The organism is Micromonospora sp. NPDC005237 (genome assembly GCF_040607775.1).
Classification (GTDB): Bacteria; Actinomycetota; Actinomycetes; order Mycobacteriales; family Micromonosporaceae; genus Micromonospora.
Window position 1 is genome coordinate 363,430 of record NZ_JBEXHJ010000006.1, and the last position, 18,059, is coordinate 381,488.

Consider the following 18,059-nt stretch of genomic DNA (forward strand, 5'->3'; position numbering starts at 1 on the left):
GCGCGCATCAGACAGGTGGATTCCGGTCATCGCCTGAAAGGATGGATTGGCGCACCGGGGGGCAGGGCAATACCGGCGTGCGCGTGGGCGGCCTGTCGTCGGCGCGCTCGTGGCGCGGTGCGCACATGACCATGGTCTGAAGGAGCGACATGCAGGTCTGGCCGGGCGAGCGGTATCCCCTGGGCGCCACCTACGACGGGATGGGCACCAACTTCGCCATCTTCTCCGAGGTGGCCGAGCGGATCGAACTCTGCCTCTTCGACGAGTGGGACACCGGCGCCGAGCGCCGCGTCGAGCTGCGCGAGGTGGACGCCTACGTCTGGCACGCGTACCTGCCGGGCATCGAGCCGGGGCAGCGCTACGGCTACCGGGTGTACGGGCCGTACGACCCGGCGAACGGGCTGCGCTGCAACCCGCACAAGCTGCTGCTCGACCCGTACGCCAAGGCCATCGACGGTGACGTGACGTGGGACCCGGCGGTGTACGACTACGACATGGCCGACCCGGAGCGGATGAACGAGAGCGACTCGGCGCCGTTCATGCCGAAGTCGGTGGTGGTCAACCCGTACTTCGACTGGGGCAACGACAAGCCGCCGCGTACGCCGTACCACCACTCGGTGATCTACGAGGCGCACGTGCGCGGGCTGACCATGCGCCACCCGGACATCCCGGAGGAGCTGCGCGGCACGTACGCGGGCATCGCCTCCCCGCCGATGATCGAGCACCTGACCCGGCTCGGGGTGACGGCGATCGAGCTGATGCCGGTGCACGAGTTCGTGCACGACCACCGCCTCGTCGACCTGGGCCTGCGCAACTACTGGGGTTACAACACGATCGGCTTCTTCGCCCCGCACCACGGCTACTCGGCCCTGGGCCACCTGGGGCAGCAGGTGCAGGAGTTCCGGGGCATGGTCAAGGCGCTGCACGCGGCGGGCATCGAGGTCATCCTCGACGTGGTCTACAACCACACCGCCGAGGGCAACCACCTCGGGCCGACGTTGAGCTTCAAGGGCGTGGACGCCCCGAGCTACTACCGGCTCAGCGAGGAGGACCGGCGCTACTTCGTCGACTACACGGGCACCGGCAATAGCCTCAACGTCCGCAGCCCGCACTCGCTGCAACTGATCATGGATTCGCTGCGGTACTGGGTGACCGAGATGCACGTCGACGGCTTCCGGTTCGACCTGGCGGCCACCCTGGCCCGCGAGTTCTACGAGGTGGACCGGCTCTCCACCTTCTTCGAGGTGGTCCAGCAGGACCCGGTGGTCAGCCAGGTCAAGCTGATCGCCGAGCCGTGGGACGTCGGCCCCGGCGGCTACCAGGTGGGCAACTTCCCGCCGCTGTGGACCGAGTGGAACGGCAAGTACCGCGACACGGTGCGGGACTTCTGGCGCGGCGAGCCGGCCACCCTCGCCGAGTTCGCGTCGCGGATCTCCGGCTCGGCCGACCTCTACCAGGACGACGGCCGCCGCCCGTTCCACAGCATCAACTTCGTGACCGTCCACGACGGGTTCACGCTCACCGATTTGGTGTCGTACAACGACAAGCACAACGAGGCCAACGGCGAGGAGAACCGGGACGGCGAGAGCCACAACCGGTCCTGGAACTGCGGCGTGGAGGGCGACACCGACGACGACGCGGTGCTCGCCCTGCGGGCCAAGCAGCGGCGCAACTTCCTGGCCACCCTGATGCTCTCGCAGGGTGTGCCGATGATCGGCCACGGCGACGAGCTGGGCCGCACCCAGCACGGCAACAACAACGCCTACTGCCAGGACAGCGAGCTGGCCTGGATCGACTGGGACAACGTCGACGAGCAGCTGCTGGACTTCGTCCGTACGCTCACCGAGTTCCGCAAGCGGCACCAGGTGTTCCGGCGCCGCCGGTTCTTCACCGGCCTGCCGGTGGGTGGGCGTGGCACCGACGAGCCCCTGCCCGACCTGGCCTGGCACACCCCCGACGGGCGGGAGATGACCGGCGAGGACTGGGGCAACGACTTCGGCCGCTCGGTGGCGCTGTTCGTCAACGGTGAGGGCATCCGCGAGCGCGGCCAGTACGGCCAGAAACACCACGACGCCTCGTTCCTGCTCTGCTTCAACGCCCACGACGCGCCGCTGGACTTCACGATGCCCGGCAGCGAGTACGGCCAGAAGTGGGAACGGGTGATCAGCACTGCCGAACCCGAGCCCGACGACGCCACGGTGATCAGCGCGGGCGGCACCATCCGGGTGCCGGACCGCTCCCTCGTCGTGTTGGAGAGGACGATTTGACATGGCCGCCACCCCTCCGCAGGCCACCTACCGCGTCCAGGTCCGTCCCGGCTACGACCTGGACGCCACCGCCGGCATCCTCGACTACCTCGCCGAGCTGGGCGTCAGCCACCTCTACAGCGCCCCCCTGCTGGCCGCGACGCCCGGTTCCGCGCACGGCTACGACGTCGTCGACCACCGGACGGTCAACCCGGAGCTGGGCGGTGAGGCCGCCCGGCAGCGGCTGCTGCGGGCACTGCGCGAGAAGCGGCTCGGCCTGGTCGTCGACATCGTGCCCAATCACGCCGGGGTCGCCGTGCCGCCGGCCAACCCGGCCTGGTGGGACGTGCTGCGCCGGGGGCGCGACTCGTCGTACGCCGACTGGTTCGACATCGACTGGGACCGGGGCCGGCTGCTGCTGCCGGTGCTGGCCGACGACCCGGCCGCCCTGGACGACCTGAAGCTCGTCGACGGCGAGCTGCGCTACCACGAGCACCGCTTCCCGGTCGCCGACGGCACCGGCGACGGCAGCGCCATCGAGGTGCACGATCGGCAGCACTACGAGCTGATCTCCTGGCGGCGCGGGGACGCCGAGCTGACGTACCGCCGGTTCTTCGCCATCGCGGGCCTGGCGGGCCTGCGCGTGGAGGACCCGGCGGTGTTCGCCGCCGTGCACGAGCTGATCCTGCGCTGGGCCGCCGCGGGCGAGGTCGACGGCATCCGCGTCGACCACCCGGACGGCCTGCGCGACCCCGCCGGCTACCTCGCGCGGCTGCGCGAGGCCGCGCCGGACGCCTGGCTCGTGGTGGAGAAGATCCTGGAGTACGGCGAGGAGCTGCCGGACTGGCCGGTGGACGGCACCACCGGGTACGACGCCCTCGCCGCAGTCAACGGCCTGTTCGTCGACCCGGACGCCGAGGGCGATTTCACGGCGCTGGACACCCGCCTCGCCGGGCACCACACCTCGTGGCAGGACCTGACCCACACCACGAAGCTGGCCGCCGCCACCACGCTGCTCGCCGCCGAGCTGACCCGCCTCGCCGCGCTCGCCCCCGAGGTGCCGACCGAGCAGGCCCGCGCCGCGCTCGCCGAGCTGGCCGCTGCCTTCCCGGTCTACCGCGGCTACCCACCACACGGCGCCCGCTACCTGGCCGCCGCCCGCTCCGAGGCCGGCCGCCGCCGCCCCGACCTGACCGGCGCCCTGGACGCGGTCACCCGCCGACTGCGCGACCCCGACGACGAGCTGGCGATGCGTTTCCCGCAGCTCACCGGCGCGGTGATGGCCAAGGGCGTGGAGGACACCGCGTTCTACCGCTGGACCCGGTTCGTGGCGCTCAACGAGGTCGGCGGCAGCCCCGCCCACTTCGGCGTGCCGCCGGCGGAGTTCCACCGCTTCGCCGCCGCCCGGCAGGTCCGCTGGCCCGCCAGCATGACCACCCTCTCCACCCACGACACGAAGCGCGGCGAGGACGTGCGCGCCCGCCTCGCCGTGCTCAGCGAGCTGCCGGACCGCTGGGCCGAGCAGGTCCAAAGCTGGATGGCGTACGCGCCGCTGCCCGACCCGGCGTTCGCCCACCTGCTCTGGCAGACCGCCGTCGGCGCGTGGCCGATCGAGCGGGAGCGGCTGCACGCGTACGCCGAGAAGGCCGCCCGGGAGGCCGCGGCCTCGACCAGTTGGGCGGACCCGGACCCGGTCTTCGAGCAGGCCATGCACGCGGTCATCGACCGGATGTACGACGACCCGAGCCTGCACGACGAGCTGAGCGAGCTCGCCGCCGCCATCACCCCGGCCGGCTGGTGCAACTCGCTCGGGCAGAAGCTGATCCAGCTCACCATGCCCGGCGTGCCGGACACCTACCAGGGCACCGAGCTGTGGGACAACTCCCTCGTCGACCCGGACAATCGCCGGCCTGTCGACTTCGACGTACGCCGGGAGATGCTGGCGCGGCTCGACGGCGGCTGGCGTCCCGCGGTCGACACCGACGGAGCGGCGAAGCTCCTCGTGGTGTCGCGGACGCTGCGGTTGCGGCGGGCGCACCCGGAGCTGTTCACCGGCTACCGGCCGGTTCCGGCGCACGGGCCGGCCGGTCGGCACGTGGTGGCGTTCGACCGGGGCGGCGCGATCGCCGTGGCGACCCGCCTGCCGCTGGGTCTGGCGCGCGCCGGCGGCTGGCGCGACACAGCCCTGTCGCTTGGTGTTAACGAGGTGAAGGACCTGTTCACCGGCCGGGTCTACAGTGGCGGGGAGACGTCGCTGGACAATCTTCTGGCCGACTATCCCGTCGCTTTGCTGGCTCCTCTCCCCGCTGCCGAGGAGGCCGTTTGATGACCGAGTTTTCCGTCTGGGCGCCGGACGCCACGCGGGTGCGGCTGCGCCTGGCCCGCGACACCGACCACGAGATGCGCGCCGCCGCCGACGGCTGGTGGCGGGTCGAGGTGCCCGACGCCGGCCTCGACTACTCCTTTCTGCTGAACGACGAGGAAACCCCACTGCCCGACCCCCGCTCGCCGTGGCAACCTGCGGGGGTGCACGGGCCGAGCCGCCGCTACGACCACTCCGCCTTCGAGTGGTCCGACAGCCTGTGGACGGGCCGGCAACTGCCCGGCAGCATCCTCTACGAGCTGCACATCGGCACCTTCACCCCGGAAGGCACCTTCGACGCGGCCATCGACCGCCTCGACCACCTGGTGAACCTCGGTGTCGACCTGATCGAACTGCTCCCGGTCAACGCCTTCAACGGCGAACACAACTGGGGGTACGACGGCGTCTGCTGGTACGCCCCACACGAACCCTACGGCGGCCCCGACGGCCTGAAACGGTTCGTCGACGCCGCCCACGCTCGCGGGTTGGGGGTGATCCTCGACGTCGTCTACAACCATTTCGGGCCCTCCGGGGCCTACGCGCCGCGGTTCGGGCCCTACCTCGCCGAGCAGAGCAACACGTGGGGCCGGTCGGTCAACCTGGACGGCCCGCACTCCGACGAGGTCCGCCGCTACATCATCGACAGCGTGCTCATGTGGCTGCGCGACTACCACATCGACGGCCTACGCCTGGACGCCGTGCACGCCCTGCCCGACACCCGCGCGATTCCGCTGCTCGAAGAGCTGGCCATCGAGGTCGAGTCGTTGTCGACGCACCTGGGGCGGCCGTTGTCGCTGATCGCCGAATCGGACCTGAACGACCCGCGGCTGATCACGCCTCGGGAGGCCGGTGGGTTCGGGCTGCACGCCCAGTGGAACGACGACGCCCACCACGCGCTGCACACGTTGCTGACGGGGGAGCGGCAGGGGTACTACGGCGACTTCGGCTCCCTGGAGACGCTGTCGGACGTGCTGACCGGTGGCTTCTTCCACGCCGGCACCTGGTCGAGCTTCCGTAACCGTCACCATGGGCGGCCTCTCGATCCCCGGGTGCCTGGGCATCGGCTGGTGGCTTACCTGCAGAACCACGATCAGATCGGGAACCGGGCTACCGGGGATCGGATCTCGGCCTCGCTGTCGCCCTCGCTGCTCCGCGTTGGGGCCACGTTGCTGATGACGGCGCCCTTCACTCCCATGCTGTTCATGGGGGAGGAGTGGGCTGCCTCTACGCCGTGGCAGTTCTTCACCTCGCATCCCGAGCCGGAGTTGGCCTCTGCGGTGCGGACCGGGCGGCGGCGGGAGTTCGCCTCGCACGGGTGGCCGGAGGGGGACGTGCCCGATCCGCAGGACCCGGAGACGTTCGTACGGTCGCGGTTGGACTGGGCTGAGCTGGACAAGCCTGAGCATGCATCGATGCTGTCGTTTTATCGGCGGCTGATTGCTCTGCGGCGGTCTCTTCCTGATCTGTCTGATCCTCGGTTGCACGAGGTCTCCGTGCAGCACGGGGATCAGTTCCTGCTGATGCGGCGGGGGGACACGCTCGTCGTGGCGAACCTGGCTGGGCGGGGGCAGGGGGTGTCGCTGCCTGAGGTGGCTCGGCGGGTGCTGCTGGCTACGGGGGAGGGGGTCACCGTCATGCGGGACCGGATCGAGCTGCCTGCGGAGACTGCGGCGATCGTGGCGCTGTGACGTCGATGGCGAATCGCGTGAAGGGGTATGCACGCGGATCGCGGCAGAAGCGGATGGCAGGCGGATCGTGGTGCAACGACCACGAGTAAACTGCCCGAGTTGGCTGAGCACGCCGGGGGACGCCATGAGTTGGCAAGTTCTTATCCTCCGCGCCCCGGCCGACGTCAGGTCGGTTGACCAGATTCCGCAGGACTTTAGTCCGCCGCCGTTGGGCACCGGGTCGGATGTCAGGCGGTGGTTAGAAGAAACCCTCCGGGACCTCGACCTCTCGGATCCTGAGTGGGGGCGCTTGGTCGGCCCGACTTGGTACATCGAGCTCAACATCGGGTCGCACGACCCCGTTTGATTCAATCATGTTATACGTGCGTGGAGGCGGCGACGACGTTCTAGTGCCGTGACCACGAATGTTCACGGTGTTGGGGTCAGGCTGCTCGGGTGGCGGGTTGGCCCCAGCGTCGTTGGCGTTCGCTGCGGATGCGGGCGCGTTCGCGGCGTTGGGCGGCCAGGACGTCGGGGTGGCGGGCGTTGGCGTTGCGCCAGCGTAGGTAGGCCTGCAGGCGACGGGTCAGGACGGTGTGGTTCGGGTGGTTCGATCCGGCGATGACGAAGGTGCGTAGCGGGCCGAATTGGGCCTCGATCGGGTTGGCCCAGGAGGCGTAGGTCGGGGTGAAGCAGAGTTCGACCTTGTTCCGGGCCGCCCACCTGCGGATCTTGGCGCCCTTGTGGGCGGACAGGTTGTCCAGGATGACGTAGATCGGGGCCCCGTCCGGGCGGGCGGCACGGATCGACTTGAGCGCGGCCAGGGTGTTCGCGGAGCTCTTGCGGCGGCGCACAACGCCCCAGAGTTGGTCGTCGCCGACGGAGTAGCAGCCGTGGAACTGCCGGACCCCGTGCAGCTTGTGATAGTTCGCGGGCAGCCGGTGCGGGTGCCCGGCCGGCGCCCATCCGGCTCCGGCCTGCGGGCGGATCACCAGGGGTCCGAACTCGTCGAAGGCGAATACCCGCTGCGGGAAGTGGCTGCTCACGTACTCGATCCGGGCGAGTTTGGCGTCTCGGTCAGGGTCGGTGGACTCCTTCCACGTCTTGGTCCGCTGGAAGGTGATCCGGTGCCGGTGCAGGATCTGCCGCAGCCGTTCCCGCTCGATCCGGACCCGGCGGGTGGAATGAACGCGCAGGTGATCGGCGAGCTTGCGGATGCTCCAGCGGGTGAACGGTCGCCCCAGTTTCTCGGGGCGGGTGTTGGCCGTCTCGACGATGAACTGTTCCTCGTCAGGACTGATCTGGCGGGGACGGCCACCCGCCCACTGAGGGTCCAGGCTGGCCATCCCCATCTCGTTGAACCGGTGGATGACCTGCCGAATCGTGTCCTCGTCGGCCTGGACCAAGCGGGCGATCGCCGGCACCGTGTTCCCGCCGGCAGACGCGAGCACGACCATCGCCCGTCGCAGTCGGATCGGTGAACCGGTTCCCCGGCGGGTGATTCTGAGCAGCTGCTGACCTTCCTGATCACTCAGCCGCCGCACGCGTACAAGATCTGCCACCGCCACAGCCTGACCGCTGCGGCGCCGCCCGGCCGATAGGCCGGACGGCGTGTCACCCAACACCGTGAACGTTCGTGGTCACGGCACTAGCCGTTATCTCGCGGATCGTCGCCTCTGTTGGTGGTCGTGCTCTCGACATCTCGACCGGCGAGTTCCTGACCGGTGAGCCCGCTCAGACCGCTGGCTGGCACGGCTTCCAGCCGTACCGGGACCAGATTCTGCGCGGCAACTGACGCCTGCAAGTCCGGCTCGCGTTGCGCCCGGTCAGATGCTCATGGTTAAAGGGCGGTAACGCCTCGTGGCGCCCGGATCGCGGCATGAGAGTCCACCCCAGGTGAGCCGCTCGACCCGCGCCGAGCGGCCGCAGGCTCCTGTGGATCTACAGAGGCGGACATGCGGGGGCTACAGGGAGAAGACCCAGAGACCTCAGTATGCGTCCGGTATCGGCCCCATCAATGATCATGTAGAAACGGGGGTGCCGGACGTCGTGGGCGTAGGCATCCATCATGCCAACCACGCTCGGCTTGATCTGATGACAATGCTGCAGAACGAGTAGCTCCGCGGGCTCGGTGAACAGCCGGTCGACCTGGTCACCGTTCTTGCCCAGAGCCTTGACGTCCATGGCGCGAGGGAAGCCCGGTCCCTTGAACAGCCATGCGGCCGACAGCTGGCGCCCACGGGCGAACACTCGTGAGGTGTAGAGGTCGGAGCGTTCGCCACCCCAGTCTTTCGGAACGTACGGCTCGCCGAGCAGCTCGGCAAAGGCGCGTTTCACCGTGTCCTCCGGCACACGCAGCACCGCTTCACCCTCGGCCTCGGCGAAGGGAGATGCGAAGTCGATGCCGCTGAACTGGCCGATATCGCTGGGGTAGACCCGCGCTCTCGACACTGAAGCTCCGGCGGGAAGGTCGTCATCGACGAACGACCTGATTCCGATGAAGACCGGCCTGAGCTCGACTTGCTCCGCGCTCAGATTGGTGACCGTCCCGATCAGGTAAACCCGCCTTTTCCCGGCGAGGCTCCCGAACGCGGAGGAACTGGCGACTCGTGCCGCGTTGAATGTTCCGGTTACACGCATCGGCTCGCCCGCGTCGAGCACCGCCGTGAAGCCGGCTGGCTTGAAGCCTGGGGCGTCGCGATCCCGGTCTCGCTGAAACTCAAACTGCAGCTCGGTGCCGACGACTTGCCCCGCACGTAGATCGCGCTCCAGCACGCGCCTGGCCAGTTCGCCGATTCCCAGCGAGGAGAGCGCCTGGGCGAGTTCTGCGGCGAGCACGTAGGGCAGTGCGGCTTCGGGATCGCTCCTGCGGGCCGCCCGCGCCCGTGCGGATTCCGTCCGGTGCTCTCCGAGTAGGGACTGAACCTGGTCCTGGTGCAGGAAATACGGCTCGAGCGCAATGCGCATCATCGACAAGACGATCCTTTCGGTCGGGACGGCGAGGAAGCGGTCACGGGATGTCCTTGAGCAGGCGGAGGAATTCGTCCACGTCTTGTGGCCTGTCAGTCGGCTTGTGGCGGGTTGCTTCCGCTACTACAGCTACCCACGGTCCGCTAGGAGGCAGCAGTGGGAGATTCTGCTCCGGTCGCTCCCCGGTCAGGATGGCTGCGATGAGCCGCCCGATGCTGTAGATGTCGGCGGCGACCGTCACTTTGTGAGGGTTTCCTGACGACAGCTCCGGCGCGGCGAAGCCCTCGGAGCCGAAGCCGGTGCCAGTCCGAGTTTGGCGCGGAATGCTGGTTTCCCCTCGGGGCTGCCGGCCTAGTCCCCAGTCTGCTACGACCCATGCACCGTCGAGTAGCAGGACGTTGGCTGGCTTTATATCGCGGTGGATTCTGTCGTCGGTGTGTGGGCGGCGCAGCCCTTCGCAGACGGCTGTGACGAGGTCCCGGAGAGCTCCTGTTTCACGCCTAAGACGTTCCGCATGGCTGGCTGCGCTGCCGTTCGCGAGCGGCATGACGAACCACCGCCCGTCTGGGTCGGAGTCCAAGACCGGCATGACGTTCGGGTGCTCTCCGTAGAGGTGCCCGAAGGAGATCTCGCGGAGCATGCGGCGGAGGGCGTCTTCATCGGCGTAGCGGAGTTGCTTCAGCGCAATGGAGGTGCGGGTGTATTTGTGCATGCCGCTGTAGACCGCGCCCTGGCCTCCCTCAGCGAGCGGCTCTTGTTCCCTTTCGTAGTCCGACTTCGTTCCGCGCTTGAGCCAGCGCACGGCGGCCCACGGGGCGACCGGCCTATTGGTGTCGGTGATGGTGCCGCAGGCGAGGAGGGCGCGGGCAGCCTCGATGACGTGGTCCCGGTATGGCCCGCCCCTTGGCCCCCTGAGCATGGCTACAAGTGGCCCTGTGGACGGACGGTGAATGAGTTCGGCAGCGAGGCGGCGTGCTTCGTCGTCCTGAGCGGCCCGGCGGGCAGCGCGCTGGCGGTTTTGCTCTTGCCGGGCGGCATGCAGGTCAGGATGAGGAGCCCAGCCACGGGGTGGATGGCAGACCTTGCCTGATCGGTAGTCGTGTTCAAGGCCAACACAACCTGCTCGGGCCAAGGCGAGTGCCACGTCATCGGCACGATCACCCAGTTTGGTCGTGATGGTGCTCCATCGACGAGGCGCGCTGGTGGCCCAGCCCCAGTCGGCGTCGTTGACGACTCCGTCCGGCCGCTGTGGTGGAGTGGGTGGGTGCGCGCGTAGGTGTACTCGCCGTACTTTGGGGCGGCCGGCGCGGTCGTGGTCGAAGGTGCCGTCGGCGTTTGTGGGCTGCGCATAGGCGCGGAGTCCCTCGGGCACGCCGGGGTGGCCGGACATGGGGAATTCCCCTGTTTGGTGCGACGGTTCGGTCACGCCGCATCGTCATCTAAATCGGCCTCATCGGACTTCTCGTCGGCGATGTCGGCGGCGGGGCGGTAGGAGGTCAACCACTCGTGGAGCAGTTCGACGCGGGCACGGTTAGCGTCGTCTCCGACGATGACAGGTGCTTCGTTGTAGGCCATGCTGTCGGAGCGGCGACGGAGTTTGATATAGAGCCCAGATGCCTCGATGGCGTAACGCTCCATGTCATCCTGTAGCGCACCAACCACGGTAATGTTGCGGTCCTTCCCGATCTGCTCGAACAGCGCGACCGCCTCACGGCGATGTTGCTTGCCGAGGTTACGGCCGAGTTCATCGAGAACGAGCAGCAAGGGGCGACCGCCCCCTCCAGCAAGCGCGGCGGCGCACACCAACTTGACGGCCTTCTCGTCCATTTGGGCGGTGTTGCTACGGAGGTTGTAGCCCGACATCCGTTGTCCCTCGGCGCGCCGCCACTTGGGTGTGACGGTCCACCGCCATGGCCTATCGGGTTCAGCGGGTGGCTCGGGCTCCGGGTAGTCCAGGCTCGCCCCGTAACCGCCGTACCGTTCGTCGAGGCGGTTGAACTCTTCGCTGACCTTCTTGAGCTTCACCTTGATCCCTTGGGCAAGCGATGCCCGGTGCGCCCGGGAGGTCTGCTCGGCCTCACTCAAGCCTAGCCGCGCCGCCTCCAGGTCACCGGTGCGCTGCGCACGCTGGGTGGCGATTTGCTGCTGCTGGTAGTGGTCGTGCTGTTCGGTCTGGGTCAGATGGGTACGCAGCGCGCGGATGAGCGCGGGAACCAGACCGACGCGAGTGTCCAGTCCGCCGCGATGCCAACGTTGTTCGATGAGCAGTTCCCGGATCTCGGCGGGCATCTCGTCGTGGGGTGTGCCTTCGGGGAAACACCGCCGCACAACTTCGTTGACTTTAGAGCAGGTTTCCTCGTTCCACGCCGCGGTGGTACGGGTCTGCTGCTCGACGTCCAGGGTCAGCAGGAACCGGTTCGCGGACTCGGGTGAGTCTCTCCAGGCCGCCTCGCGGCTGGGTAGGTCCAGAGCCAGCCGCTCATCGGTGAGCTTCGTCGTGATTTCGTCTTTCTCGGTCTGCTCACGCTCAAGGCGCTGTTTGGCGCCGCGCAGGTTCTCGATCCGTTCCTCGCGTGCTTTGCCCGCGCCCAGCGCGTCGGTGTAGGCCGCATGGGCGGCGTCCAGCACGGGCTTCAGTGCATCGCGTCGCTCCTGTCGCTCCTGGTTGGCCGCTCGCAGTTCGGAGATCTTCAGCTTGGTCGTGTCCGCTTGCTCACCTGCCTCGGCCGCTTTGGTACGGATCTCGGCTCGGGCCAGCGTGCGCCGGGCACTGGCGACGAGCTTGTTGGCTTCGGTGAGAAGAGCGGCTTTCGCGCGATGCTCAGCGCGGGCCGCGGCGATGCGCGCGGCTCGGCCGGTGAGTGGATCTGTGAACTCACCCACCACGATTACGCCGGCGGCCACGTCGATCTCTGCAGGTTGGGTGCCCGCCCGGTCGACGATAGCGGTAAAGAACGTGGTGAGGTCGAACCTGGTATCGGCGCTCGCGGGCAGGCTGTTGCTGTGGATGGGCGCGTGCATTCGAGGCGGGTCAGCGATGACCAGCGTCGCCCTCCTTGGCCGCCCCGCGAGTTTCTCCTGGGCTCTGTCAGCGTGCCCGCGTAGGACCACGACGGCACCGCTATAGGGCACAAGGCGGGGCTCCCAGTTGCGTCGCTGGTCGGGGTTGAGCTGAACGACGTCTAACAACGCGGCGGCGGGGATACCCTCATCGCGCAGAACCTGTAGCTCGTCTGCGGCGAGGTCCTCACCGGACTCGGTGGCGGCCAGCATCCTGCTCGCTTGTTTCTCGGCATCTTCGGCAACTCCCCTGGACCCGAGAGCCTGTTCCACGGCTACGCGTGCGCCGGCCTCCTCAGCCTGCGCGGTCTCAACGCTGCGTCCGTCAGCAGCGCGAGCCTTGTCGAAAAGCTCCCGATGTGCCGTAGTCAGGTCTTCCAGATTCCGGGCGGCGACCTGATGATCGGTGTCCAGGCGCTGGTCACGCCCACTGATCTCCTTCCATCGCCCTTCGACCTCGCGGAAGTTGCGGTTGAACTCCTCGTGGTCGGTCAGTCCTGATAGATCGCTTTCCACGGTGGACAGTTCCGCTTGCAATTCCTTGGTGCGGACCTCCAGCGCGTTGAGTTCATGGCGGATTTCGTCGTTACGAGCGGCTCCGTCAACGAAGTGTCGAGCGCAGCGGGCTTGCCATGACGCCTTCGCATGGCCCAACAGGAGGCGAGCGTGACCGCGCTGCGCAATGCCGGTCTCAACGACTGCCATTTCGTGTTCCCAGCCATCGAGATCTCTTACGGCGTCGCGGACGTTGTTACGGTGGGTGTGCTCGGCCGACCGGAGGGCCTGCTCTTGTTCGAGTTCGCGGTCCAACCCGGTCAGTGTGGCGATGGCGTCGAAAATCCTCTGCGGGGCCAGGTCGTTGAGAGGCTGGGCGAGTAGGTTGGCCGCTGGGCTGGAGCGCACCGAGGTCGACAGGAATGACACGCACCGCACATGGCTTCCGTACAGGACGGACGCGAGCCGGTTCGCGTGGAAGTCGCTACGCCCGTTACTGGTAGGGAGCGCGTCCCACAATGTGTCGACTCCTGCGGCGCGTTCGAACTCAGTCGCCCCATAGGGGACGTAGAGCCCATCCTTCCAGCGCAGGTTAATGTGTGATGCCTTACGGTTGATCCGTACCCACACAGTCAGGGCGCCGGCCGAAAGCGCATCGAAGGTGTCGGCGCGGGGATCAGTGAACACACCGATCACATACCCCCAGTCAACGTTGGACCAGCGGCCTTCCTGCGCGGCGATCTCGGCGGTGAACAGCAGCTCCGCGGCCCCGGCAGCTCCACTGGCCAGCCGCCATTGCTCATCGGCGTGCAGCAGGCTCACCGCAGCGATCAATGAGGACTTCCCCGCACCGTTAGAGTCCTTCGGGCCTTGACCCGCAACCGTGACCAGGCCCTGGCTGATCATCGGTACCGGGTGCGTGGACAGGCGAGAGATATTGACCACTTGGACGCCGACTAGCACCCTCTCGCCGACAACGTCGACAGGGCCGGAATCGCCACCCGCCGTAGACCAGGTTAGGGCCATGCTTACTGTTCTCCTCGGGAATGCGCGCGGCGCGTTCGTATCGCCGCAGCCAGCGGGCTGTGCGGTGCGGCGGCCAGAATCAACTCTTGCTGCAACGCCGCGCGTGCCACCGGTGTCAGCCGGTGAAGTTGAGGACCAGGTAAGTAGGCGGTCCTGCCAGCGGAGCCTCTGCCGCGAGTGGGCGCGAGCTGTACAAGTCCAGCAGCACGCAACCTCTGCAGAGCGACACGAACGTCACCTCTTCCAGGCTGCGCGTAGCGAAGAATTTCATCGACTGGTGTCGGCTGCGCGGAGATCCAGGAGTCGCCGGACAATAGTCCCTGGCTACGGGGAATCGCGACCGAATGAATCAACACCAGCACGAGCACGGCCCGATCGATGACGGGGAGGGCGTTCCAACCTGCACCGGTCAGTTCGGCAGCGACGTCGTCGCGGTACCCCGAGGTCCACTGCGTGCCACCCACCGGGACGAGCGTCCGTCCCACTCGGTGCAATAGCCGCTGAAGGTCCCTGCGTAGCGTGGCATCCCGCAACGCCAACATCTGCACCTCGGGCACCGGGTAGGCGCCATGTTCCACCGCCGCGAACGCGGCAAGGACTTCGTCGCGGTGCCGTTCGCTCAGCCCTGCGAGGATCGGCTCAAATAGCGGATGCGCTGCGTTAGGGCTGGTCATCGCCGAGTTTCCGGATCGCCGTGGCCGATGTTGGCGGCGGAGGGCAAAATCCGCAACAGCTCACGCAGAGCACTCAGATCCGCTGATCCCCATGCGGCGACTCGCGGACCGAGCCGCACCGTCTGGCCGGACTCGTCCCAGAGTAGCCAGCCGGCACCAGCCAAACGCCGGATCGCCGCGAGTAAGGCTCGGTGGGAGGCAACCTCGTCCCGGTTGGTGATCTCCTCGAACACCGCTGCCACCTGTTGCCTGGACGCCGGTGTCCCCGGCCACATCGACTCGGTCGGCTCAGCCCAGCAGCAGCGCAGGCACGCAGCGAGCACCCGCGCGGTGTCGTTGGGTTGTTCAACGGCGAGCGCAGGCAATCCCAACTCATCCAACACGCTGGGTCTCGCGCCTTCGGGAACCACCGTCAACAGCCATACCGCCGTGACGTCGGGCTCGACCAGGCGCAGCATTCCCGCTGGGAAGGCGCTGCTCGGTGCCACGCGTTGCGGGCCGGCGGCGCGAATGCGTGCCCACCACAGTGCCGTTTCCGAGTCGTTCACCCCTCCTCCCCGCCCGCCCGGCTGGCGCGCCCAAAGCGCCCCTGCGACGTCCACGAAGGGCTGGCGGCGACCTCGATACGCACGCCGTCGCGCCACACGAGCTCGTAGTCAAGGTCAGGGTGGTGATGGATCGCGGTGACCTCGGCGAGCACGCGACGTGCTGATATCCAGTCACCGGCGTCACCCAGCACATCGACAACGCTAACCGAGTCCGCGTCCGCCAGCAGCCGATCTGCGATGGCTCTGAGTTCCTCAACGTCGTCGGCGATATCAGCATCAGCCTCTGGTGCTGGCTCGGCGTCATCCGAGCGGGGAGGCGGAACTCTCGCTGTGCTGATCTGGCGTCCCGCTTCCACTGCCTCGATCAGCGCTTGCGGTGAGAACCACGGCGCGGGAGCGTCGAAGACGAAGCGATCGAGCACCGCGGCCAGCACTTCCGGGCTCGACTCGCGGCCGAAGGTGCGCCACGCCTCCACCGGAAGCAGCCCCAACGCGCGGGTGGTGCCGGCCTGCGCGATCAAGCGGCCCGCCGCCGCATCAATCGCGTCCGCGTACGCAGCGAGCGCCACCCGGAGCTCGACGCACTCGCGGTCGAGTTCGGGCCACCTACTTAGCACGACAGCATGGACGTCCTTGGCTTGGTCAATCAGCGACTCATTACCCCACAAGAGTTGGGCGTTGTTACCGAGCGTCTCGGCGGTGCTGCCCGCCGCCAGGATGGCCAGTTCATTGCCCAGTAATCGGAATACCTTGGTCAACCGGCGTACCGAGACCACGCCGTCGGCCGCTGCGGCGTTGGCGCCCTTGACGTTCAACTGCTCGAAGGTCAGCAGCTGATGCAATTCCGACTGACCGCCCTGCTCGGCCATACGTCGCAAGAACAACAGCATTACATACGGCGCGAACGATGCCCGGTGGTAGAGCTCATTCGGCCGATCATTGACCCGGCTGATCGCGCCGTAGCTGCGCAGAACGTCGAACCGCCGCCTCACGATCGGAGCAGCCCATTGCCGACACTCGGCAACAGCCTGTTCCACTGTCAGCCCCTCGCCAGCCGCCTCGGCGAAGGCTTCCAAGATCGACTCATCGACATTGACCGTGGTTGGATCCGCGATCATCGCCCCGGCCTCGCGAGCAAGTACCGAGAAGACCTGACGGTAGACCCGCAGCACTGCGGCCTCACCGACGAGATCGTCCAAGGTCAGCTCTGGCGGGTCACTCAACGCGATCGCTCCTGTCTCCAAGCGGGCACGGACACCATTCCGCTAGCGCCCGACATCGGCGCGGCCTACCAGTTTGGACACAGGCGAGCTGCCTCGCGATCGACTAGGCATATACCCGACACTCCGGCGAAGCGGACAAATATCCACGGACTGCACGTAAAACGCCATAAGGTTTTTGGGTTATGCATCCACCTCCCGCTGGTAGCTAGTCGCCACCTAGTAATCAACCATGCTCAACCGGCCCCTCCCATGCAGTCGCGAAAGGATGGCACCCTTAAGGGCTGTTCCACGACGCACTATATTCGGCAGATCCGGAAGCCGTGTGGGCGCCATATCTAGGCATTCGTCTGGTTCGTTCAGGTCACCAGGCAAACCGTAACCAGCTTTGATGCCCGGGTTGTGCTAAGTGCGACTGCGCCTGTGACGCCTCTCGGGGCACTCAGCATCCTCACTTGGATGCTCTGTCGGTGTACCGTCCAAACGTGCTGGAGAGCAGGGCGTGGCCGCTGTCCTGGTCCTCTACCTGGGGGTTGGCGAAGGAATGGTGATGAAGCCGGACACCATCGGTGCCAGGATCCGGTACTGGCGGATGCGCCGTGGAGGAATGACTCAGGCCGTCCTCGCTGGGCTCGCTGGTGTCACTCAGTCATACGTGTCGCAACTTGAGTCGGGTCGGAAGCCGATCGACCGTCGCTCCACTCTGGTTGCTCTTGCCGCCGCGCTCCAGGTCACCGTGGCCGACCTGCTCGGCCAGGGCACCGAGTCCGGCGACCCGGCCCGTGAGAGCGCCGCCGAGTGCGTGCCGGCGATCTGGTCGGCCCTGATCGAGATCGAGGACGGCGAGCGCCGTCCGTCGACCTACACAACGGAACGGCTGACGGCCGAAATTGGACGTGCCGAACAGCTCCGCACGTCCTCCAACTATCCAGCTATGGCTCGTTTGCTCCCCGGCCTGCTGCTTGAAGCCGCCGCCGTAGGCGGCACCGTGCTCGTCCAGGTGGCCTACCAGGCCGCCACCTGCCTGCGGAATCTCGGCTACCGCCACCTGGCCCTCAACGCCGCCAGGCTCGCCGGGAGGGTCGCGGAGGACACCGAAGACCCGGCATGGATCGCGGCCTCCCGATTCGCTTACGCGCAGAGCCTGCCAATCGAATCCGCATCGGTCGCTGCCCGTGCCGCCGACCGGTCGCTGACCGAGCTGCAAGCCGACGCCGCCGACGAGCGGGTGCGACAGATGCTCGGACAACTTCATCTCTCGGCCGCGTTGACGTCGACGGTGAGCGGTCGTCTGGACGTAGCTCGCGATCACCTTGCCGAGGCGGCCCGCGAGGCGGCAACGCTTGGGGATCCGGTCGACGGGGCTGGCTTCAACGGCTGCGGGTTCGGACCAACCAACGTCGGGCTCTGGAAGATGTCCATCGCCGCCGAGCAGGGCGAATCCGGCCGGGTCATTGAGCTGTCTCGGACGGTTCGACCGCAGGTGCTCGCGGCGTCGATCCGCCAGCAGTCCTACTGGCTCGACCTTGGACGTGCCCTGGCGGACGGGGGTCGTCGGGATGCCGAAGCCCTTGCCGCATTCGTGCGGGCCGAGCGCGCCGCGCCGATCCCGTTCGCCATCAATCCCCTCGCCCGCGACGCCGTGGTGACCCTGGCCCAGCGTGCCCAGCGTCGAGCCATCCCCGATGAGCTGCGCCTGCTCGCCGGCCGCATCGGCATCAACCTGGCCGCATAACTGGCAGTAATCGCGGAATCACCAATCCGTCCTACTGTCCGGTTTGGGACGTAAGC

The 18,059-nt window shown here is 67.5% G+C and carries 12 protein-coding genes; 5 read left to right on the forward strand and 7 right to left on the reverse strand.

What is annotated here, in order from left to right; translation table 11 throughout:
- The first annotated feature begins 149 nt into the window (after window positions 1-149).
- Genes glgX through treZ form a run of 3 tightly spaced genes read left to right on the forward strand, consistent with a single transcriptional unit; the run spans window position 150 to window position 6,296 of the window.
- Window positions 150-2,267, forward strand: a complete 2,118-nt coding sequence (glgX, locus tag ABZT87_RS18970) for a glycogen debranching protein GlgX (protein WP_355136966.1) — start codon at window positions 150-152, stop codon at window positions 2,265-2,267.
- A 1-nt stretch (window position 2,268) separates the two neighbouring features.
- A complete protein-coding gene (gene treY, locus ABZT87_RS18975) occupies window positions 2,269-4,572 on the forward strand; it encodes a malto-oligosyltrehalose synthase (protein WP_355136968.1) in 2,304 nt (767 codons plus the stop codon).
- Complete coding sequence (gene treZ / locus ABZT87_RS18980) at window positions 4,572-6,296, forward strand: malto-oligosyltrehalose trehalohydrolase (protein ID WP_355136970.1); 1,725 nt, start codon at window positions 4,572-4,574, stop codon at window positions 6,294-6,296. The genes treY and treZ overlap by 1 nt, the downstream gene beginning before the upstream one ends.
- Window positions 6,297-6,718: 422 nt before the next feature.
- Here the strand turns inward: treZ and ABZT87_RS18985 are convergent, their stop codons facing one another.
- Complete coding sequence (locus ABZT87_RS18985; protein WP_355136972.1) at window positions 6,719-7,837, reverse strand: IS630 family transposase; 1,119 nt, start codon at window positions 7,835-7,837, stop codon at window positions 6,719-6,721.
- A 74-nt stretch (window positions 7,838-7,911) separates the two neighbouring features.
- Between ABZT87_RS18985 and ABZT87_RS18990 the strand changes: the two genes are divergently transcribed.
- Window positions 7,912-8,070, forward strand: a complete 159-nt coding sequence (locus ABZT87_RS18990) for a hypothetical protein (protein WP_355136974.1) — start codon at window positions 7,912-7,914, stop codon at window positions 8,068-8,070.
- A 146-nt stretch (window positions 8,071-8,216) separates the two neighbouring features.
- On the opposite strand, the gene ABZT87_RS18995 is transcribed toward ABZT87_RS18990, so the two are convergent.
- From ABZT87_RS18995 to ABZT87_RS19020, 6 genes are all read right to left on the reverse strand, one after another.
- Window positions 8,217-9,245: a hypothetical protein gene (locus tag ABZT87_RS18995; protein WP_355136976.1), complete on the reverse strand. Its 1,029-nt coding sequence runs from the start codon at window positions 9,243-9,245 to the stop codon at window positions 8,217-8,219.
- A 40-nt stretch (window positions 9,246-9,285) separates the two neighbouring features.
- The gene (locus ABZT87_RS19000) at window positions 9,286-10,164 is read right to left on the reverse strand and encodes a serine/threonine-protein kinase (RefSeq protein WP_355136978.1); all 879 of its coding nucleotides are present in this window, start codon (window positions 10,162-10,164) and stop codon (window positions 9,286-9,288) included.
- Between the two features lie 503 nt (window positions 10,165-10,667).
- Complete coding sequence (locus ABZT87_RS19005) at window positions 10,668-13,706, reverse strand: hypothetical protein (protein WP_355136980.1); 3,039 nt, start codon at window positions 13,704-13,706, stop codon at window positions 10,668-10,670.
- A 122-nt stretch (window positions 13,707-13,828) separates the two neighbouring features.
- Window positions 13,829-14,500 carry a hypothetical protein gene (locus ABZT87_RS19010; RefSeq protein WP_355136982.1) on the reverse strand — a complete coding sequence of 224 codons (672 nt, stop codon included), beginning with the start codon at window positions 14,498-14,500 and terminating at the stop codon, window positions 13,829-13,831.
- On the reverse strand, window positions 14,497-15,048 hold the full coding sequence (locus tag ABZT87_RS19015; protein WP_355136984.1) for a hypothetical protein: 552 nt from the start codon (window positions 15,046-15,048) through the stop codon (window positions 14,497-14,499). Before ABZT87_RS19015 ends, ABZT87_RS19010 begins: the two co-directional genes overlap by 4 nt.
- A complete protein-coding gene (locus ABZT87_RS19020) occupies window positions 15,045-16,292 on the reverse strand; it encodes a hypothetical protein (protein ID WP_355136986.1) in 1,248 nt (415 codons plus the stop codon). Before ABZT87_RS19020 ends, ABZT87_RS19015 begins: the two co-directional genes overlap by 4 nt.
- Before the next feature lie 526 nt (window positions 16,293-16,818).
- Between ABZT87_RS19020 and ABZT87_RS19025 the strand changes: the two genes are divergently transcribed.
- Window positions 16,819-18,003: a helix-turn-helix domain-containing protein gene (locus ABZT87_RS19025; RefSeq protein WP_355137129.1), complete on the forward strand. Its 1,185-nt coding sequence runs from the start codon at window positions 16,819-16,821 to the stop codon at window positions 18,001-18,003.
- The last annotated feature ends 56 nt before the right edge of the window (window positions 18,004-18,059 follow it).